At 66.0% G+C, this 19504-nt stretch carries 16 protein-coding genes and 1 other RNA gene; 4 read left to right on the top strand and 13 right to left on the bottom strand.

The window, feature by feature from the left end; all coding sequences use genetic code 11:
* The 8 genes from V8324_RS09850 to V8324_RS09820 form a co-directional block, all read right to left on the bottom strand.
* Positions 1 to 125 (bottom strand): adenosylhomocysteinase (locus V8324_RS09850; protein WP_336419763.1); only part of this gene is annotated, 125 nt, incomplete at its 3' end.
* Between the two features lie 37 nt (positions 126 to 162).
* Positions 163 to 1347, bottom strand: a complete 1185-nt coding sequence (gene metK / locus V8324_RS09845; protein ID WP_336419761.1) for a methionine adenosyltransferase — start codon at positions 1345 to 1347, stop codon at positions 163 to 165.
* Positions 1348 to 1416: 69 nt separating this feature from the next.
* The gene (gene metH, locus V8324_RS09840) at positions 1417 to 4077 is read right to left on the bottom strand and encodes a methionine synthase (RefSeq protein ID WP_442970507.1); all 2661 of its coding nucleotides are present in this window, start codon (positions 4075 to 4077) and stop codon (positions 1417 to 1419) included.
* Positions 4074 to 5141 (bottom strand): homocysteine S-methyltransferase family protein, encoded by a 1068-nt coding sequence (locus V8324_RS22365; protein WP_442970506.1) that lies wholly within the window; start codon positions 5139 to 5141, stop codon positions 4074 to 4076. Before V8324_RS22365 ends, metH begins: the two co-directional genes overlap by 4 nt.
* A gap of 27 nt (positions 5142 to 5168) precedes the next feature.
* Entirely contained in the window at positions 5169 to 6047 is an 879-nt protein-coding gene (gene metF / locus V8324_RS09835; RefSeq protein WP_336419760.1) for a methylenetetrahydrofolate reductase [NAD(P)H], read from the bottom strand.
* 74 nt (positions 6048 to 6121) lie between these two features.
* Positions 6122 to 7807 (bottom strand): glycine/sarcosine N-methyltransferase, encoded by a 1686-nt coding sequence (locus tag V8324_RS09830; RefSeq protein WP_336419759.1) that lies wholly within the window; start codon positions 7805 to 7807, stop codon positions 6122 to 6124.
* 480 nt (positions 7808 to 8287) lie between these two features.
* A complete protein-coding gene (locus V8324_RS09825) occupies positions 8288 to 11053 on the bottom strand; it encodes a [protein-PII] uridylyltransferase (RefSeq protein WP_336419758.1) in 2766 nt (921 codons plus the stop codon).
* A 21-nt stretch (positions 11054 to 11074) separates the two neighbouring features.
* Positions 11075 to 12247, bottom strand: coding sequence for a penicillin-binding protein activator (locus V8324_RS09820; RefSeq protein ID WP_336419757.1), 1173 nt, complete (start codon positions 12245 to 12247; stop codon positions 11075 to 11077).
* Between the two features lie 108 nt (positions 12248 to 12355).
* Here V8324_RS09820 and rsmI point away from each other — a divergent pair, with 108 nt between their 5' ends.
* From rsmI to V8324_RS09800, 4 genes are read left to right on the top strand one after another with little or no spacing between them, the layout of a single operon-like run.
* The gene (gene rsmI, locus V8324_RS09815) at positions 12356 to 13225 is read left to right on the top strand and encodes a 16S rRNA (cytidine(1402)-2'-O)-methyltransferase (RefSeq protein WP_336419756.1); all 870 of its coding nucleotides are present in this window, start codon (positions 12356 to 12358) and stop codon (positions 13223 to 13225) included.
* A gap of 20 nt (positions 13226 to 13245) precedes the next feature.
* Positions 13246 to 13653: a YraN family protein gene (locus V8324_RS09810; protein ID WP_336419755.1), complete on the top strand. Its 408-nt coding sequence runs from the start codon at positions 13246 to 13248 to the stop codon at positions 13651 to 13653.
* Between the two features lie 57 nt (positions 13654 to 13710).
* On the top strand, positions 13711 to 14646 hold the full coding sequence (gene gshB, locus V8324_RS09805; RefSeq protein WP_336419754.1) for a glutathione synthase: 936 nt from the start codon (positions 13711 to 13713) through the stop codon (positions 14644 to 14646).
* Positions 14643 to 15554 (top strand): alpha/beta hydrolase, encoded by a 912-nt coding sequence (locus tag V8324_RS09800; protein WP_336419753.1) that lies wholly within the window; start codon positions 14643 to 14645, stop codon positions 15552 to 15554. The genes gshB and V8324_RS09800 overlap by 4 nt, the downstream gene beginning before the upstream one ends.
* Here V8324_RS09800 and V8324_RS09795 read toward each other — a convergent pair.
* The 5 genes from V8324_RS09795 to V8324_RS09775 all read right to left on the bottom strand — a co-directional run bounded on the left by V8324_RS09795 (position 15520) and on the right by V8324_RS09775 (position 19497).
* Entirely contained in the window at positions 15520 to 17034 is a 1515-nt protein-coding gene (locus V8324_RS09795) for a YifB family Mg chelatase-like AAA ATPase (protein ID WP_336419752.1), read from the bottom strand. The two genes, V8324_RS09800 and V8324_RS09795, sit on opposite strands and share 35 nt — an antisense overlap.
* 142 nt (positions 17035 to 17176) lie before the next feature.
* On the bottom strand, positions 17177 to 17671 hold the full coding sequence (locus V8324_RS09790) for a DUF2244 domain-containing protein (protein ID WP_336419751.1): 495 nt from the start codon (positions 17669 to 17671) through the stop codon (positions 17177 to 17179).
* A gap of 36 nt (positions 17672 to 17707) precedes the next feature.
* Positions 17708 to 18104, bottom strand: an RNA gene (rnpB, locus tag V8324_RS09785) — RNase P RNA component class A.
* Between the two features lie 12 nt (positions 18105 to 18116).
* Positions 18117 to 18806 (bottom strand): N-acetylmuramoyl-L-alanine amidase, encoded by a 690-nt coding sequence (locus V8324_RS09780; RefSeq protein WP_442970505.1) that lies wholly within the window; start codon positions 18804 to 18806, stop codon positions 18117 to 18119.
* 7 nt (positions 18807 to 18813) lie between these two features.
* Positions 18814 to 19497, bottom strand: coding sequence for a hypothetical protein (locus V8324_RS09775; RefSeq protein ID WP_336419750.1), 684 nt, complete (start codon positions 19495 to 19497; stop codon positions 18814 to 18816).
* Positions 19498 to 19504: the final 7 nt, after the last annotated feature.

The following is a 19504-nucleotide window of genomic DNA, read 5'->3' as shown; positions in this document are numbered from 1 at the left end:
TCGCGCAACGCCATCAGCCCCGGCATCTCCGTCTCGGCGATGTCGATCTCCTTGCGGCCATACGCGGCAAGCGCGATGTCCTTGATGATGTAATCGTCAGGGTTGATCTTTTCCGATTTGTTCATGTCGTTCGTCCTTTGATTGTTTCGGGTGTGTGGCGCGTCATTCGGCGGCTTTCGTGACGCCGAACACGCCGGCCAGATCCTGAGCGAGGTCGGTCTTTTCCCAGGAAAAGCCGCCATCCTCGGTCGGGGCCCGGCCGAAATGACCATAAGCCGCGGTGCGCGCGTAGATCGGGCGCAGCAGGTCGAGATGTTCGCGGATGCCGCGCGGGGTCAGGCGGACCATGTCGCGCAGCGTGGCGGCAAGCTTGTCCTCGTCGACGCGGCCGGTGCCCAGCGTGTCGACATAGATCGCCACGGGCTCCGGCACGCCGATCGCGTAGGCCAACTGGATCTGGCATTTATCGGCCAGCCCCGCCGCCACGACGTTCTTGGCGAGATAGCGCGCGGCATAGGCCGCCGAGCGGTCCACCTTGGTCGGATCCTTGCCGGAAAACGCGCCGCCGCCATGCGGGGCCGCGCCGCCATAGGTGTCGACGATGATCTTGCGCCCGGTGAGGCCCGCGTCGCCATCGGGGCCGCCGATGATGAACTGCCCGGTGGGGTTCACGATCAGGCGGTCATCGGGCAGCGACCAGTCGTCGGGGAAGGCTCGCTTGATGTAGGGTTTGACCAACTCGCGGATGTCGTCCTGGGTCACGTTTTCCTTGTGCTGGGTCGAGACCACGACCGTATCGACGCCGACCGGAACACCATTGCGGTATTTCAGCGTCACCTGGCTCTTGGCATCCGGGCCAAAGCCGGGCTGCGCGCCGGATTTGCGGTCTTCGGCCATGTGCCGCAGGATTCGATGCGCGAACTGGATCGGCGCCGGCATCAATTCGTCGGTCTCGTTGCAGGCATAGCCGAACATGATGCCCTGATCGCCGGCACCCTCTTCGCCCTTCTCGCCCTCATCCACGCCCATGGCGATGTCGGCGGACTGTTCGTGCAGCAGGTTCTCGACCGAGCAGGTCTTCCACGAGAACCCCTTCTGTTCGTAGCCGATGTCGCGGATCGCCTGGCGGGCCAGTTCCTCGACATGCTGGCGCACATCGGCGGGGCCGCGGACCTCGCCGGCGATGACCACGCGGTCGGTGGTGGCCAGCGTCTCGCAGGCGACGCGGCTCAGCGGGTCGGCGGTCAGATACGCGTCCAGAACCGCATCGGAAATCCGGTCACAGACCTTGTCGGGGTGCCCTTCGGACACCGATTCGCTGGTGAAAAGCCATGTCTTGTCGCTCATCTCGTTCCTCTCCTTCTCAAGTCTTTCGTTGTCGTGTCCACCCGGGCGCGGCCGGGAGATTCCTGCGGTTCAGGCCGCGTCCTCGCGGGCCGCGGCCGGCGTGTAGCCAAGGCTGGGCGCCAGCCACTTCTCGGCCTCGGCCAGATCCATGCCCTTGCGCCGCGCGTAATCCTCGACCTGGTCGGGGCCAAGCCGGCCGATGCCGAAATACCGCGCCTCGGGATGCGCGAAATACATCCCCGACACGGCCGCGGCGGGCCACATCGCGAAGGACTCGGTCAGTTCGAGGCCGGTATGTTCGGGCGCCTGCAACAGATCGAAGATCTTCGACTTCTCGGTATGATCGGGACAGGCGGGATAGCCCGGCGCCGGCCGGATGCCGCGGTACTTCTCGACGATCAGGTCCTCGTTCGACAGCCGCTCGTCGGGCGCGAACCCCCAGAGCGACCGGCGCACGCGCTCGTGCAGCGCCTCGGCGAAGGCCTCGGCGATGCGATCGCCCAGCGACTGAACCATGATCGATTCGTAATCGTTGCCCTCGGCCTTCAGCCGGTCGGCAATCTCGTGCACCTCGGGGCCGGTGGTCACGGCAAAGCCGCCGACCCAGTCGGGCGTGCCCTTGGGCGCCACGAAATCCGACAGGCACATATGCGGCTTCTTGCCGGATTTCTGGCCCTGCTGGCGCAGTTGCGGCATGCGCACGGCAAGATCGGTGCGGTCCTCGTCTTTCCAGACCAGGATATCGTCGCCCTCGGCATTGGCCGGCCACAGGCCGACGACGCCGCGCGGGGTGAACCAGCCCTCGGCCTCGATCCGGTCGAGCATCTTCTGCGCGTTGTCGTAAAGCTCGCGCGCGGTCTCGCCCATCTCGGGATGGTCGAGGATGTCGGGAAAGCGCCCGCGCATCTGCCACGTGTCGAAAAACGGACCCCAGTCGATATAGCCGCGCAGGGTCTCGACCGGCATGTCGTCGATCACCGTCACCCCCGGCGATTGCGGCGCCGGCGGGCGGTACTCGGACCAGCCGCCGTCGAAGGCGTTGGCGCGCGCGGTCTCGATCGGCGTGGTGGCGCGGTCGCCGGTCTTGGCCGACCCCTCGCGCATCTTGTCCTGCCCGTCCAGAACCTCGGCGAGATAATCCGGCCGCGCTGTCTTCGACAGCAGCTTGGAGACCACGCCGACGGCTTTCGAGGCGTCGTCGACATGGATCACGCCATGCTCGTATTCGGGCGCGATCTTCAGCGCGGTGTGTTTCTTCGAGGTGGTCGCGCCGCCGATCAGCAACGGCAGATCGAAGCCCTGCCGCTTCATCTCGGCGGCGACGTCGACCATCCGGTCCAGCGAGGGCGTGATCAGCCCCGACAGCCCGATGATATCGGCCTTTTCTTCCTTGGCCTTGGCAAGGATGTCCTCTGTGGGCACCATCACGCCCAGATCCACCACGTCGTAATTGTTGCATTGCAGCACGACGCCGACGATGTTCTTGCCGATATCATGCACGTCGCCCTTCACCGTGGCCATGACCACCTTGCCCTTGGCCGAGGTGTCGCCCTGAAGCCGCTTTTCCTCTTCCATGTAGGGCAGCAGATGCGCCACGGCGGTCTTCATGACCCGCGCCGATTTCACCACCTGCGGCAGGAACATCTTGCCCGCCCCGAAGAGGTCGCCGACGACGTTCATGCCGTCCATCAGCGGGCCTTCGATGACGTCGAGCGGCTTGTCGGCGCGCTGGCGGCATTCCTCGGTATCGTCCACGACGTGATCGGTGATGCCATGCACCAGCGCGTGTTCAAGCCGCTTCTCGACCGCCTGCTCGCGCCACTTGGGGTCTTCCTTCTTGGTGGCCTCGCCGGATCCGCGATACTTGTCGGCGATGTCCAGAAGGCGCTCGGTCGCGTCGTCGCGGCGGTTGAACAGCACGTCCTCGACATGCTCGCGCAGCTCGTCGGGAATGTCGTCATAGACGGTGATCTGCCCGGCATTGACGATCGCCATGTCCAGCCCCAGCGGGATGGCATGGTAGAGGAACGCCGAATGCATCGCCTCGCGCACCGGGTCGTTGCCGCGAAAGCTGAACGACACGTTCGACAGCCCGCCAGAGATATGGGTGTCGGGCATGTCGGCCTTGATCAGCTTGATCGCGTCGAAGAAGGCGTTGGCGTAATCGTTGTGCTCCTCGATGCCGGTGCCGATCGCGAAGATGTTGGGATCGAAGATGATGTCCCACGGCTCGAAACCCGCCTTCTGAGTCAGCAGGTCGTAGGACCGGCGGCAGATCTCGTACTTGTGCTGCGCGGTCTCGGCCTGCCCGCCCTCATCAAAAGCCATGACGACCACCGCCGCGCCGTAGCGCCGCACCGTGCGCGCCTGTTCGAGAAACGCCTCTTCGCCTTCCTTCAGCGAGATCGAGTTGACGACCGAGCGACCCTGGATGCATTTCAGACCGGCCTCGATCACCTCGAACTTGGAACTGTCGACCATCACCGGCACGCGGCTGATATCGGGTTCCGACGCGATCAGGTTGAGGAAGGTGATCATCGCCTCTTTCGAATCGAGCAGCCCCTCGTCCATGTTGACGTCGATGATCTGCGCGCCGTTCTCGACCTGGGCGCGCGCCACGTCGAGCGCGCCGTCGTAATCGCCGTTCATGATCAGCTTCTTGAAGCGGGCCGACCCGGTGACATTGGTTCGCTCGCCGATATTGATGAAACTGGAAACGCCGGTGGTCATGCCGCGTCCTCCCCTGTTGCGATCCCCGCCGCCTCGAACATTTCCAGACCGCTCAGCCGCATGCGGCGCACTGTGTCCGGAATGGCACGGGGTGTCTTGCCTTCGACCGACGCGGCGATGGCGCGAATGTGATCGGGCGTCGTGCCGCAGCAGCCGCCGACGATGTTGACGAGGCCCGAATCGGCCCATTCGCCGATATGCTTCGCGGTTTCCTCGGGCTGCTCGTCATAGCCGCCCATCTCGTTCGGCAGGCCCGCATTGGGATAGGCGCTGACGCGGGTGTCGGCCACTTCCGACAGGGTGCGCACGTGCTGGCGCATCTCGCCCGCGCCCAGCGCACAGTTGAGCCCGATGGAGAACGGGCGCGCATGGCTCATCGAGACCCAGAACGCCTCTGGCGTCTGGCCGGTCAGCGTGCGCCCCGACCGGTCTGTGATGGTGCCCGAGATCATCAGCGGCGGCACTTCGAGCCCCTCGTCGGCGAGGCTGTCGATGGCGAAAAGTGCTGCCTTGGCGTTGAGCGTGTCGAAGATCGTCTCGACCAGGATCAGGTCGCAGCCTGCTTCGATCAGCGCGCGCGCGGCGTCGCCATACGCTTTCGCCAGATCGTCGAAGGTCACCGCGCGAAAGCCGGGGTCGTTCACATCCGGGCTGATCGACGCGGTGCGATTCGTCGGCCCGATGCCGCCGGCAACCCAGCGCGGGCGTTCGGGCGTCGAGGCATCGTCGGCGGCCTCGCGCGCAAGGCGTACACTTTCCGCGTTCATTTCGTACACGATGTCCTCCATGCCGTAATCGGCCTGGCTGATCGCGTTGGCCCCGAAGGTGTTGGTGCACAGGATGTCCGCGCCCGCCTCCAGAAAATCCGCGTGGATCTTGCGGATCATCTCGGGCTGCGTCAGGCTCAACAACTCGTTGTTGCCGCCCACATCATGCGGGTGATCGGCAAAGCGCTCGCCGCGATATGTGGCCTCGTCCGGGCTTTCATTCTGGATCATGGTGCCCATCGCCCCGTCGAGCACAAGGATGCGCTTGGCGGCGTGGTCTCTGATATCGGCTGTCATCGGAATAATGTCCTCTCGTCTCGCGGATCAGGCAGCGACGGCCTTCGCCGGCCCAACCGGAATACCTAGCGCCCGACATATGGCAAGCGACAGATCGGGCTTGTTCAAGGTATAGAAGTGAAACGCGTCAATACCAGCGTCTATCATGCGCTGACACTGCTGCGCCGCAAGATAGGTGGCCACCATGGCGTGCATGTCGGGCGCCTCGTCGAGGCCCGCGAACATCTCTTCCATCCAGTCCGGAATAGAGGCGCCGCAGCCTTCGGAAAATCTCTTTATCGACGCGAAGTTGGCCACCGGCATGATGCCCGGCACGATCGGGGCGGTGATGCCCGCCGCCCGCGCCCGGTCGATGAAGCGCAGGACGGTGTCCGTCTCGAAGGCGTATTGCGTGATCGCGCAGTTCGCGCCGGCATCCAGCTTGCGCTTGAGGTGGTCGATATCGCCCTGGGCGCTCGACGCCTCGGGATGCACTTCCGGGTAGGCGGCGACGGCGATGTCGAAATCCGCCACTTTCCGCAGGCCAGCGGCCAGTTCGGCGGCGTCGTGATACCCGTCCTCGGCCAGCGTCTCGCCCTCGGGCAGGTCGCCGCGCAGCGCGACGATGCGGCGGATCCCGCTGTCCCACAGCGCCCGCGCCTGCGCGTCGACCTCGGCGCGCGACGCGCCCACACAGGTCAGGTGATGCGCCACGGGCAAGCCGGTGCTTTGCGCCACCATCCGCACCACGCGCGCGGTGCGTTCGCGGGTGCCGCCGCCGGCCCCGTAGGTGACAGAGAAATATTCCGGCCCGACCTCGGCGAGGCGACCCGCGGCCTTGTTCAGCGTCTCGAGACCCGCATCCGTCTTGGGCGGGAACAATTCGAACGATACGTCGATCTGGTGATCGGGAATTGGCCCGGTCATCGATAGCACTCCATCTGTGGAAACAACGCGGTAACCGGGCAAGCCCTGTCGCGGACCTGCCCGGCGATACCGGTTCAGGCAGGCTTGCGGAAGGTCTGGATGCCCCAGGCCAGATGCCCGGCATCGGCGGCCTTGACCCAGTTCTCCAGCCCGACGGCCATCTTGTCGAGATACTCGGCAGAGCTGCCGTTCTCGCGCAGCCGCTCGTAGTTGGCCAGCAACTCTTCGCGGACACGCGCGTAGTGATTGCGCAGCTGCCCGGTCATGTCGTCCTGCTCGACCACCTCGAACCCAAGCGCCTCGGCCACTTCGCGGTAGAACCGCATCGACCCCAGGCTGTTGAGCTGCAGCCGGTCATAGACGGGTTGCAGGACGCCCGGCGGCACGTCGTCGGCCTGCATCGGGTCGGTAAAGATCAGGTGTCCGCCGGGCTTGAGCACCCGGAACGCCTCGGCCATCACCTTGTCGCGCTGATCGGAATGCAGGAAGCTGTCCTGGCTCCAGACCACGTCGAAGGTGCCATCTTCTTCGGGCACATCCTCGAACACCCCGTGCCGGACATTGATCTTGTTGCCCAGCTTGGCCGCGCGGATCTTGCCGAGATTGTACTCGTTCTGGGTCTCGGAAATGTTCAGGCACACCGCGTTGGCGCCGGTTTCGCGCACCAGCGTCCGCATCGCCCCGCCATAGCCGGCGCCCATGTCCAGAACGCGGCTCGCCTCGGACAGCCCGGGCAGGCGCTTGACCATCGCGGCGATGGTCAGGTCGCTGGCCATGCGGATGTCGTCGGTGGTGTCGTAAAGACCGATATGCAGGTCCTCGCCGCCCCAGATCGTCGAATAGAACGTGTCGGCGTCGTCGCTGTCGTAGTAATCCTCGGTGACGTCGCGGATATCGGTCTTGCCGTCTTCCTTGACGCCGCCCCACCGCACCAGGTGAAGCGCGGATTTCTCGGCCACGTGGATGAAGAAATCGGGCTCTTCCTCGGCATAGGTTTCCTGGAAGTCGCCATAGGTGCGCACCCGCTCGAAGCCGGCCTCGTTCAGCAGGCGACGGACATAGTTCTTGCGGATCGGGCACATGTTGAGGGTGTACTGCTCACCGTCGGGAAAGCTGTAGACCATCCGGCACAGGCCCTCGTCGACATGGCTCGGCTCGGCCGTCACCTTGTCGCCGCAATAGTAGAACTTGTGCTTGGTCGAAAAGCCTTGATCGAGCATCGCGTCATAGTTGCGCTGGTCGAGGATCAGGATGCCGTCATGCTTGAGCGCGGCGTAGAATTCGGCCAGTGCGCGGCGGCGGTCCTTTTCCTCGTGCAGATGGGTGAAGGAATTGCCGAGGCAGATGATCGCGTCATACTTGCCCTGGATGTCGCGGTTCAGCCACCGCCAGTCGGCATGCGCGGTCTTCAGGATCAGCCCGCGGGCCTGTCCGTTCTGGAACGCCTTGGCCACCATGTTGGCAGAGCCGTCGGCGGCCGTGACATCGAAGCCGGCTTCGGTCAGACGGACGGAATGAAACCCTGTGCCGCACGCCACGTCTAGGACGCGCTCCTTGCCGCGGGCGCGCAGGATGTCGATGAAGAACTGCCCTTCGCTTTCGGCGCGGGCGCGCCAGTCGATCAGCTCGTCCCACTTGTCCACGAAGGTCCGGACGTATTCCTTGCGATAATGATCGGTTTCACGATCTGCCAGCGGATCGTCGCCATAGACCTGTTCGGTCCGTTCAAGTTCCGCACTGTTGGTATGTAGGTCTGCCATGCGTCTCGTCGCTCCTTGTCACGCTCAATCCTTCAGCGCACCCCCCTTGGGGAAACGCTGCTCTCGCCCGCCCGTTGCGCACCCTTCATGGGGCGGTCCGAGCGTTCACCAAATTGTTCTAATCTGGCCCGTCCTCTCGGACGACCTTGGGCGCGGCCGGATTGTCTCCGGTTCATACTTGCGGCAGCGGCTAGATGGGTCGTCTGATCTAAGCATCGCCTGCTGCCAACGCCAAACTGCGAGGACCTTCACACAGCTTTGACGACAATTCAAGTTCTGTATGCGACAATTTGGTAGACTTTGGTAGCGACAGGGGGCAGAGCAATGATTTGCAAAGCAAACAATCATATTCGCGCAGCCATGATGCCGAATCACGCAACGTGAAAACATGCCGGATGGCCTGTCACCGTCCGGATGTCGGCATTTTCAGCGCCCGCGCGGGGATCGAATCCGCCGCGGGGCACGACGGCGCAGTCGCCTTCAGGATGTGGCGCGCTCGACGCCTTCGGTGATCGCGGCGCGCAATTTGCGCTCCAGCGAGGCACGCTTGCTTTCCGAATGGAACTTCAGACCGAACATGTCCTTGACGTAGAAGGTATCGACCACCTTTTCGCCGAATGTCGCGATCACCGCGGACGCGATATAGACGTTGGACGCCGCAAGCGTGCGCGTCAGATCGTATAGCAGGCCGGGCCGGTCGCGGGTGTCGACCTCGATGATCGTGTAGACCTCGGATCCTTCGTTGTCGAAGGTGATATGCGTGGGCACGCGGAACGCGCGTTCGCGTCTCCTCAGCTTTTCGCGCGACTTGATCGCCTCGCGCGGCACCACCTCGCCCTGAAGCGTCTTGTGGATCATCTGGCGCAGACGCGGCAGGCGCTCGGACTCGAACGGGTGGCCTTCATTGTCCTGGATCCAGAAGACCGCGGTCGCGAAGCCGTCCTTGGTGGTGTAGGTGCGCGCATCCACCACATTCGCGCCCACCAGTGCCAGCGCCCCGGCGAGGCGCGAGAAGATGCCGGGATGATCGGCCAGCGCGAAACAGGCGCGGGTGGCGTCGCGATCCTCGTCGATCGCAAGGTCGATGCCGATCTCGTCATCCTGCAGCGACCACAGAAGCCGCGCTAAGATCACGTGCGCGGTGACATGCAGCCCTTGCCAGTAGGGCGGATAATGCCGGTTGATTTCCTGTTTCAGGTGGCGCGGATCCCAGTCAGACAGCGCCGCGCGCAGGTTGCGCTTGGCATCGGCGCCGCGCTGCTCGCGGGTGATCGCCTCGAACCCGTCCTCCAGCACGCGGCGCGTCTGGCGGTAAAGCGCGCGAAACAGCGACGCCTTCCAGTTGTTCCACGTGCCGGGGCCGACGCCGCGAATGTCGCACACCGTCAGCAGCAGCAGCAGATCCAGCCGTTCGCGCGTCTTCACCGCCTTGGCAAAGTCGCGCACGGTGCGCGGATCGGCGATGTCGCGTTTCTGCGCCATATCCGACATCAGCAGATGATAACGCACCAGCCATTCGGCGGTGTCGACCTCGCGCGGCTTGAGGCCCAGCCGCGGCGCCACCCGCCGGGTGATGCGCGCCCCAAGGATCGAGTGATCCTCGTCGCGCCCCTTGCCGATATCGTGCATCAGCAGCGCCACGTAAAGAACCCGGCGGTTCACCCCCTCCTTCAAGATCGAGGACGAGACGGGCAGCTCCTCGATCAGTTCGCGCCGCTCGATCTGCGCCAGATGCGAGATGCACTGGATGATGTGTTCGTCCACCGTGTAATGGTGATACATGTTGAACTGCATCATCGCGACGACGGGCTGAAACTCCGGCAGGAAGGCCGACAGCACCCCCAGCTCGTTCATGCGCCGCAGCGCGCGTTCCGGGTTGCCGTGCTTCAGCAGCAGATCGAGAAACAGCCGGGCCGCGCGCGGGTCGTTGCGCATCTTGGCGTCGATCAGGTGCAGGTTCGCGGTGACCAGAAGCATCGCGTCGGGGTGGATCAGCAGGCCGGTGCGCAACGCCTCTTCGAACAGCCGCAGCAGGTTCAGCGGGTCGGTCAGGAACGCATCCTCGTCTTCGACGGCGAGTCGGCCGTTGATCTCGACATACCCTGCCTTGAGCTTCTTGCGCCGTTTCAAAAGGCGCTGCAGCAGCGGTTCGGATTTCAGATGCGAGGCTTCCAGCTTGGTCAGGAACATCCGTGTCAGATCGCCGACGGAGGTCGCGTGGCGGAAGTAATCCTGCATGAAGATCTCGACCCCGCGCCGCGCCGAGGTGTCCTTGTAGCCCATGCGATCGGCCACCTCGACCTGCATGTCGAAGGTCAGCTGCTCGTTGGGCCGTCCCGCGATCAGGTGCAGGTGACAGCGCACCGCCCAAAGAAAGGTCTCGGCGCGCAGGAAGGTGCTGAACTCGTCGCGGCTGAACATCCCCAGGGCCATCAACTCGCTCACATCCTTCACCCCGTGCTGGTATTTCGCGATCCAGAACAGCGATTGCAGGTCGCGCAGCCCGCCCTTGCCCTCCTTGACGTTGGGCTCGACCATGTAGCGCTCGCCCAGCTTCTCGTGGCGCGCGTCGCGCTCTTCGAGCTTGGCCTCGGTGAACGCGCGCTCGCTGCCGCTGAAAAGATCGTCCTGCAGGCGCTGGTTGAGCCTGCGCGCAAGGCTTTCATCGCCCACCAGAAAGCGGTTTTCCAGAAGCGCCGTGCGGATGGTGAAATCCTCGGCCCCGAGGCGCAGGCAATCGCGGATCGTGCGGCTGGCATGCCCCACCTTCAGCCGCAGATCCCACAGGATGTACAGCATGCTCTCGATGACGCTCTCGGCCCAGGGCGTGATCTTGTAGGGGGTCAGGAACAGCAGATCGACATCCGATTGCGGGGCCATTTCCCCGCGCCCGTAGCCGCCGACGGCGAAGAGCGCGAGGCGCTCGGACTCGGTCGGATTGTGCAGCGGATGCATGACCCGCGTCGCCAGCTCGAGCGCCATCAGGATCACGCAATCGGTCAGCCAGCAATATGCGCGGGTGACGGGACGCGCGTCGAACGGGCGCTTGGCGAACGCCGCCGCGATGGCGGCGCGGCCCGTCTTCATGCGCCTCCCAAGGATCTCGACCGCCGCGCGGCGCAGGGCCGTGCGATCGCTGCCCGCGTCCGCGACGGCCCGGTCCAGCTCTGCCTCGGCAGCGGCGTGGTCGAATATCTCGCGCGCCGGACAGATCATGTCGTCCGGACGGTTCATGGTCAGGGTCATGTCAGGGACCGCTGGCAGGTCTCAAAACCCGGCCCCGCCAAAGCCCTGCGGCGCGGGCGACAGGATCCTGACCGCCTCGTTCTCGATGGTCGCCACGGCAAGGCCACGCTCGTTGGTGCCATCCGGGCGCAGGCGGAAGACGCCGTTCACGCCCTTGAACCCGGCCGATTGCGTCAGCCCCGCGCGGCCCAGGCCTTGTCCGGACTTCACAAGCGCCCCGACCGCGGCGATCCCGTCATAGGCCAGCCCGGCAAGCGGATGCGGGGTGGAGCCGTGCGCGCTTTGAAACCGGCTCTGGAACCGCGCCGAGCGGTTGGGATCGGGCATCGCGAACCACCCGCCCTGCACGCCCGGCAATTGCAGCGTTTGCGGCGGCGTGTCCCAGCGGGCAAGCCCGATATATTGCAGCCGGTCCGGACCCAGACCGTTTTCCGGCAGCATCTGCGAGAAGAGCGGCAACGCCCCGGCGGTGGTCGAGGTGAGGAAGATCGCATCGGCGGATTCGGTCTCGACCGTATCGCGGATGGACGGCACGGCGTCGAGAACACCCTCCTGCGAAAACTCGTAGGCGACGCTGCCGGCAAGCGTTCCACCATTCCTCGCCACCGCCTGGTCGATCGCGGTGCGCCCCAGACGGCCCGCCAGATTGTCGGAATATACCGCGACGATGCGCGATACGTCCTGCCCCACAGCATAACCTGCCAGCCGGTTCGCGGTGTTCTGGAATGTCTGGCCCAGAACGAACAGGTTGCCCCCGGCGATCGTCGGGTTGTTGGAAAATGTCAGCACGTTGAGATCGCGGGACGCCACGGCGACCGCGACTGCGTTGGCCGATTCGGCATGGAGCGGCCCGATGATGATGCGCGCGCCATCCTCGGCGGCGTTGAGCGCGGCCTCGCGTGCCTGCGACGCCTGCCCCGCCGTGCCGTAGACCCGAAGATCGATCTCGACGCCGGAAAGATCCGCCACGGCCATGCGTGCCGCGTTCTCGAGATCGCGGGCAAGCTGTTGCTCCTGCGCGTTGGACGTGCCATGCGGCACCAGAAGCGCGACGGGGACCGCGTCGCGTGCGGGCGCCGCGCCGATGGCGCCCTGGCTCATGGGGATGGGCTCGCAGGCGGCGAGCCAGAGGATCGCGAGACATGCGACGCCCCTGGCAACCGTCATGCGGAGCAGCTTTGGAATGGCAAACATGAGATCGACGACTCCTTCGTTGCGCTGCACCATTGTCTGGCCTTCCGCCGGCGATGATACAACCGAAACCTTGCCCGATCATAAACGTCACGAAAGGCGGGTCCAGCGATGAATCCCGACACGCAGAAACTGGCCGCCGGGCTTTACCTGATCGCCACGCCGATCGGGGCGGCGCGCGACATCACGCTGCGCGCGCTCGACATCCTGACGGCGGCAGATGTACTGGTAGCCGAAGACACGCGCAGCCTGCGGCGCCTGATGGACATTCACGCGATCCCGGTGGGCGACCGGCCGCTCTGGCCCTATCACGATCACAACGGCGCCCGCATGCGCCCCAGGATCATGGCCGCGCTCGCGGCGGGCAAATCGGTGGTCTACGCGTCCGAGGCCGGCACGCCGATGGTCGCCGATCCCGGTTTTGATCTGGGGCGCGCGGCGGTGGCCGACGGGCATCCGCTGATCTCCGCGCCGGGCCCGTCGGCGGCGGTCACCGCATTGACCGTGTCAGGCCTGCCGACCGACCGCTTTCTCTTCGCCGGATTCCTGCCCAGCACCTCGGGCAAGCGCAAGACGGTGTTGGCGGACCTCTCCGAGGTGCCCGCGACGCTGGTCCTTTACGAATCACCCAAACGGATCGACGCGATGCTGCGCGATGCGGCAGAGGTTCTGGGGGCCGATCGCCCGGCCGCTCTTTGCCGCGAATTGACCAAGAAATTCGAGGAAGTGCGACGCGGCACCCTCGCAGAACTGGCAGAAGGCTGCGCAGTCACGCCACCCAAGGGCGAGATCGTGGTGGTGCTGGGGCGCGGATCTTCGCAGGATGTTAAGGAAATCGATCTAGACAGGTCGCTGCAGGCCGCCTTGCAGGACCTTTCGGTTCGGGATGCGGCGGATCAGGTGGCGGCACGTTTGCGGCTGCCGCGGCGCCGCGTCTATCAGCGGGCGCTCGAATTGGCGACGAAGAACGAGGCCGGATGAGACAACCATTTTTCCAACCCGTGGCACCGGTGGTGCACGCTGCGCGCGCGGCATCTTGCGGGCCTCGCCGTGACCGCGGGCAGCGGGCACATCTTTCCGGGTTGGCTGCAGAAGACATCGCGTTGCGCGGCTACGCGGCCCGCGGCGCACAGGTGCTGACACGTCGCTGGCGCGGCAGGGGCGGCGAAATCGATCTCGTGCTGTGGGACGCCGACACGTACGTCTTTTGCGAAGTGAAGAAAGCCGCGAGTTTCGATCTGGCGTTGAACCGGGTCAGGCCCGGACAGATCCGGCGGATCTTCGATTCCGCGTGCGAATATCTCGGGCGGACGCCCGAAGGACAGCTTGCCCCGGTCCGCTTCGATCTCGCACTCGTCGACGTGGCGGGCGATCTGCGCATCGTGGAAAATGCGTTCGGTGATTTCTGAATTGCACCTTGCCGGCCCATGCCGCATGTAAATGCCGGCAACAGATAGAGGCCGGACATGAAAATCGCGTTTCAGATGGATCCGATCGGACCGATCGACATCAATGCAGACAGCACCTTCCGCCTCGCCGAAGAGGCCCAGGCGCGCGGACACGATCTGTTCTACTACCTTCCCGAACGACTGGCCTATGACGAAGGGCGCGTGACGGCCCGCGGCTGGCCCCTGCAGGTGCAACGCGTCGCAGGGGACCATTTCACGCTCGGCGAAGAGCGGACCGTCGATCTGGCAGAATTCGACGTGGTCATGCTTCGGCAGGATCCGCCCTTCGACATGTTCTACATCACCACCACGCATCTGCTGGATCGCCTGAGCCCCCGGACGCTGGTGGTCAACGACCCGTTCTGGGTGCGCAACTACCCCGAGAAACTTCTCATTCTCGACTTTCCCGATCTCATGCCGCCGACGACCATCGCGCGCGATATCGCCACGCTGCGCGCGTTTCGGGCCCGACACGGCGATGTCATCCTCAAACCGCTTTACGGCAATGGCGGCGCAGGGGTGTTTCACCTGCCGCAATCCGACCGCAATCTGGCCAGCCTGCACGAGATGTTCACCGGCCTCAGCCGCGAGCCGCTGATCGCGCAGAAATACCTTTCGGCCGTAAGCCGCGGCGACAAGCGGGTGATCCTCGTGGATGGCGAACCCATCGGGGCCATCAACAGGATCCCTGCAGAGGGCGAGACACGCTCGAACATGCATGTCGGCGGGCGCGCCGAAAAGGTCGAGATGACCGATCACGATCTCGAGATCTGCGCGCGCATCGGCCCGCTTCTGCGCGAAAAGGGCCAGATCTTCGTGGGCATCGACGTGATCGGCGACAACCTGACCGAGATCAACGTCACCTCGCCCACCGGATTGCAGGAGCTCGAACGCTTCGACGGCACGAACGGCGCGGGCCTGATCTGGGACGCGATCGAGGCGCGGCGGGCATGAGCCTGCGTCGCAGCGTTCTGAACCTTGCGCTGCGACTGATGGAAAAACCGCATCTTGCACGGGCGCGCGATCCGGAGCGCCTGCGCGACGGGTTCGAGCGCAAGGCGAAGTTCTGGTTCCGCCCGCCCCGAGGCAGCCGGTTCGAGGCAGACGGATGCAGCGAGATGGAGGTAACGTGGGCGCTCGGTCCCGGCGTCGCGTGCGACAGCGGACCGGCGATTCTCTACTTCCACGGCGGGGGCTATGTCTTCGGGTCGCCTGCGACGCACCGGGCGATGCTGGCGCATCTTTCCGGGCTGGCGGGCTTGCCCGCCTGTCTGCCCGCTTACGGCCTCGCGCCCGAGCACCCCTTCCCCCGCGCCGTCGAGGATGGTCTGGCCGCCCTCGCGGCGCTGCGCGACCATCCCGGCGGGGTGATCCTTGGCGGCGACAGCGCCGGCGGCGGGCTTGCCCTTGCGGTGCTGGCCGAGACGTTGCGGCAGGGCGGGCGCCGGCCGCGCGGGCTTTTTGCCTTCTCGCCCCTGACCGACCTCACCTTTTCCGGCGACAGCCTGCGCCGCAACGCACGCGCCGACGTGATGCTGCCGGCACACCGAGCCGGCGAGATGGCGCAGCTTTATCTGCGGGGCACCGATTCGCGCGATCCGCGCGCCTCGCCGCTCTTCGCGGCGTTCGCCGGCGCGGGGCCGGTCTGGCTGACAGCCAGTGACAGCGAGATCCTGCTCGACGACACCCGACGGATGACGACGCGGCTGCGCGCCGACGGTGTCGAGGTCACCGAGGTATTGCGCCACGAGCTGCCGCATGTCTGGCCGATGTTCCACGGCCTCGTGCCCGAGGCGGATGACACCCTGCGCGATCTCGCGGCGTGGCTCAGGTCTCTTTCATCCCGCCCAGACGAAAACTGACCGCCTCGGCCACGTGCGGCTGACACATGGCATCCGAGCCGTCGAGATCGGCGATGGTACGCGCAACGCGCAGGATCCGGTGATAGCCGCGCGCCGTCAGCCCGAACCGCTCGGCCACGCGGGCGATCAGCGCGCGGCTTTCGGCGTCGGGCTGCGCGATTTCCTCCAGCGCGCCCCCCTCGGCATCGGCATTCAGCCGAAGACCGGGCGTCGACGCGAACCGCGCCTGCTGAACCGCGCGCGCCGCGCACACACGTGCCGCCACCGCGGCCGAGCTGTCCCCCGAGGCGGGCAGATCGAGATCGGTGAAGGCCACGGGCGGCACCTCGACGCGCAGATCGAACCGGTCCAGGAGCGGCCCGGAAATCCGTCCCATGTAGTCGTTGCCACATTCAGGCGCCCTCGCGCAGGCCCGCGCGGGATCGCTCATGTACCCGCATTTGCAGGGGTTCGCGGCCGCCACCAGCATGAAACGGCACGGATATTTCACATGCGCGTTGGCGCGCGCAATGATGACCTCGCCGGTCTCGACAGGTTGACGCAGCGTTTCCAGCACCGGGCGAGAAAATTCCGGGAACTCGTCCATGAAAAGCACGCCGTTATGGGCAAGGCTGATCTCGCCGGGTGCGGCACGGCGCCCGCCGCCGACGATCGCCGCCATCGAGGCGGTGTGGTGCGGTTCGCGAAACGGGCGGTCGCGGCTGATCCCGCCTTCGCTGAGCAGCCCGGCCAGCGAATGGATCATCGACGTCTCGAGCGCTTCGGGCGCGGTGAGCGGCGGCATGATGCCGGGCAGTCGCGCCGCCAGCATGGATTTGCCCGACCCCGGCGTGCCCACCATCATCAGGTGATGACGCCCCGCCGCGGCGATCTCCAGCGCGCGCTTGGCGCGTTCCTGCCCCTTGACGTCGCGCAGATCGCGCCCCACCGGGGCGGCGGCCACCTCGCCCGGCTCGGCGCAGGGCAGAAGCGCCTGCCCGGTATAGTGGCGCACGACATCCGCGAGGGTATCCGCGCCGATCACCTGCGCAGCCCCCACCCAGGCCGCTTCGCCCCCCGAGGCGCGCGGGCAAAGCAGCATGCGGTTGTCGGCGGCCGCGGCCATTGCCGCCGGCAGCGCGCCGATCACCGGCACCAGCGTGCCGTCGAGCGACAACTCGCCGAGGGCGGTCGTGCCCTCGACCGCGTCGCGCGGGATGATTTCCAGCGCGGCGAGCACCGCGATGGCGATCGGCAGGTCGAAATGGCTGCCTTCCTTGGGCAGATCCGCCGGCGACAGGTTCACGGTTATGCGCCGCGACGGCATGGCGATCGCCATCGACGACAGTGCGGTACGCACCCGGTCGCGCGCCTCGGACACGGCCTTGTCGGGCAGCCCGACGATGGAGAAGGCCGGCATGCCCGGCGTGACGGCGCATTGCACCTCGACGGCGCGTGCCTCGACACCTTCGAAAGCCACGGTATAGGCGCGTGCGACCATGCGGGTCCCTTTGTCATGCTTGGTAAATGATTAGGGCACCACGCGTTTAGGAATGGTTAATGCGGTATTAGCGATTTCGGTGCATTCCGCGTTTTCGCCGCGCGGCGTTTCCACCGAAGGTCTCTGCAGGCGGCCGCGCGCCTCACTGGCGCATGGTCAACGCGTCCGACAGCTCCCCGAACAGCGCCTTGCGTTCCGTTTCCGACAGGAACGCGCCGATCTCCACCTCGCGCCCGCCACCCTTCAGGGTGATGTAATGCTCGACCGGGCCGCCCCGGGGATGCATCTCGACCTTTGCCCAGTATCGGTTGCAATCCCATTCCTGCGTGTCGCCGCGCGGGTTGGTGCGCACCAGATGCACCTCGTCGGGGGCGATGGTCAGCACTTCGCTCAGGCGTGCGGTACGGTAGCTGTGCTCGAGCGCCCACCAGATACCGCCCACGGCCGCCATCAGGAACGGCAGCAGCCCCCACAGCACGGCCGAGCCGAGAACCGAGAAAAGCGGCAGCGTGATCAGCGCGAAGGTGATCAGCAGGAACGCGGCGAAACCCCGGCGCGACAGCGACCTGTGCGGCCAGAGCGACAGCGTGGTATCCTGCGAGGCACCGTTCGGGGCGTGGGTCCATTCATACGGCATGACGGAATGTTTAGCCCGCTTGCGGGAAATGAAAAGATGCGCGGAGGGCCTGTAAGCCGGATTCTGTCCAGGGGTCGCCCCCTTGGATGACCATTCATCTCGACGCATGGTCACCCATGCGCCTCTGGCTGCCAACCCGGACCGCCGGGCCAAGACGTGCCTGCGGGCGATCGGTTGCCCGACCTGCCCCCGCGTGCGGTCCCTATTTGGCATTGCTCCCGGTGGGGCTTGCCGTGCCGGTCCGGTTGCCCGTCCCGCGGTGAGCTCTTACCTCACCGTTTCATCCTTACCCCGGCACATGGCCGGGGCGGTCTGTTTTCTGTGGCGCTTTCCCTCGGGTTGCCCCGGCCGGGCGTTACCCGGCACCGTTGTCTTGTGGAGTCCGGACTTTCCTCGACAGGCTGACGCCCGCCGCGGCCATCCAACCCTCCGCGCACCGTCCCGCTTAGGCGGTCGCGATGTCGCGGTCAACGGGGAAGCGGGCGGCAAGATCTGCGATCAGCGCGCAATCCCGATCCACGAGCGGCCCGGACGCGTACGGGCGAAAGCGCAGGCGAAACGCCCGCAGGAGGTCGCAGGCATTCACCGCGCCCTGCAGGCGGTAGCCGAAGGCGTGGGCGTCGCGCAGGAAATCCTCTCTCGACACCGCGCCCGCGGCACCTTCGCGTGGCCAGACCGACAGGCCCTGACGGGCCAGCCTGCGCCAGTCGAAGCGCGGGCCGGGATCGGACTTGCGCAGCGGGGCCATGTCGGAATGGCCGATGACCCGCTCCGGCGCGATCCGCCAGCGCCGCATCACGCCCGCCATCAGATCCTCCAGCGCCGTCATCTGCGGGTGGGAATAGGGCTGATCGCCGGGATTGGCCAGCTCGATCCCGATCGACCGTGAATTGACGTCGGTCACCGCGCCCCACTGCCCGGCCCCGGCATGCCAGGCGCGCATCGCCTCCTCGACAAGCTGCCAGACGCGGCCTCGCGCATCGATCAGGTAATGCGCCGAGACCTCGGCACCGGGATCGCACAGCCGGTCAAGTGCGGCCCCGGTCGTGCGCATGGCGGTGTGATGCAGCACGATCAGATCGGGACGTGCGCCGCCCCGCCGCGGCCCGGAATTGGGCGAGGGGTGCCAGATCACCGCAGGATCAATCGGCGACCGCCCGCCGGTAAGGGGCGGGATCCCAGCCACAGGCATAGCCATCGCCATCGGGATCCAGCGCCTGGCGATCACGCTCGGGCCCGCCCTGGCTCAGGAACGCGATCTGCGCCTTGTCGGGCGACGAGAACTGCGCGCAATTGCGCGCCGAACGATTCTCCAGGTTGATCCCGATCCGGTTGTAGATCTGGGTGCCCTTGGGATGCGTGCTGGCCAGCGCGTAGGCCACGATATTGGGGCCGACATCGCCGGGCCGGCTGCCGATCTCCTGGGGCTGGACCACCTCGTAACGCGCGCGGTTGCGGGCGATGCGCGCGGCGTCCTGCTCGATCGAGCGTTGCCGATCGACCGCCTCGAAATCGTTCTCGCGCGATATGCCCTCGGCATTCGCCACCCCGCCTTGCGGGGTCGAGGTGTCTTGCCGCATCATGTCCTCGCCCGACCCGGTCGCGGCAAGCGCCGCCTGCGCGTCGGCGGCGATGCGCGACGCCTCGGCATCGGGGGAGAGCGCGCTCAGCGGCTCGGACGAGACGGCGTCGGGGGCCTGCAAGCCGCCGCCCGACAGTTCCGCGTCCCGCGCGGCGCTGTCAACCTCGCGGTAGTCGTCAAAGGGCACCGCCGGGGCGCAAGCCCCGAGCAGCGTCATCATCATCACCCCAAGCGTGACGCGCATGTCTTTC

Origin of the sequence: Roseovarius sp. D22-M7 (genome assembly GCF_037083785.1) — a bacterium.
In the GTDB taxonomy this organism is placed as follows: Bacteria; Pseudomonadota; Alphaproteobacteria; order Rhodobacterales; family Rhodobacteraceae; genus Roseovarius.
This window is presented reverse-complemented; position numbering and strand designations above follow the sequence as displayed.

Excerpts from the sequence above, each read along its gene's own strand:
- metH (WP_442970507.1), bottom strand. The coding sequence starts at position 4,077 with ATGACCACCGGCGTTTCCAGTTTCATCAATATCGGCGAGCGAACCAAT.
- V8324_RS09800 (WP_336419753.1), top strand. The coding sequence starts at position 14,643 with ATGAGCCTGCGTCGCAGCGTTCTGAACCTTGCGCTGCGACTGATGGAA.
- V8324_RS09790 (WP_336419751.1), bottom strand. The coding sequence starts at position 17,671 with ATGCCGTATGAATGGACCCACGCCCCGAACGGTGCCTCGCAGGATACC.
- gshB (WP_336419754.1), top strand. The coding sequence starts at position 13,711 with ATGAAAATCGCGTTTCAGATGGATCCGATCGGACCGATCGACATCAAT.
- metK (WP_336419761.1), bottom strand. The coding sequence starts at position 1,347 with ATGAGCGACAAGACATGGCTTTTCACCAGCGAATCGGTGTCCGAAGGG.
- V8324_RS09795 (WP_336419752.1), bottom strand. The coding sequence starts at position 17,034 with ATGGTCGCACGCGCCTATACCGTGGCTTTCGAAGGTGTCGAGGCACGC.
- metF (WP_336419760.1), bottom strand. The coding sequence starts at position 6,047 with ATGACCGGGCCAATTCCCGATCACCAGATCGACGTATCGTTCGAATTG.
- rsmI (WP_336419756.1), top strand. The coding sequence starts at position 12,356 with ATGAATCCCGACACGCAGAAACTGGCCGCCGGGCTTTACCTGATCGCC.
- V8324_RS22365 (WP_442970506.1), bottom strand. The coding sequence starts at position 5,141 with ATGACAGCCGATATCAGAGACCACGCCGCCAAGCGCATCCTTGTGCTC.
- V8324_RS09825 (WP_336419758.1), bottom strand. The coding sequence starts at position 11,053 with ATGACCCTGACCATGAACCGTCCGGACGACATGATCTGTCCGGCGCGC.
- V8324_RS09830 (WP_336419759.1), bottom strand. The coding sequence starts at position 7,807 with ATGGCAGACCTACATACCAACAGTGCGGAACTTGAACGGACCGAACAG.
- V8324_RS09775 (WP_336419750.1), bottom strand. The coding sequence starts at position 19,497 with ATGCGCGTCACGCTTGGGGTGATGATGATGACGCTGCTCGGGGCTTGC.
- V8324_RS09820 (WP_336419757.1), bottom strand. The coding sequence starts at position 12,247 with ATGTTTGCCATTCCAAAGCTGCTCCGCATGACGGTTGCCAGGGGCGTC.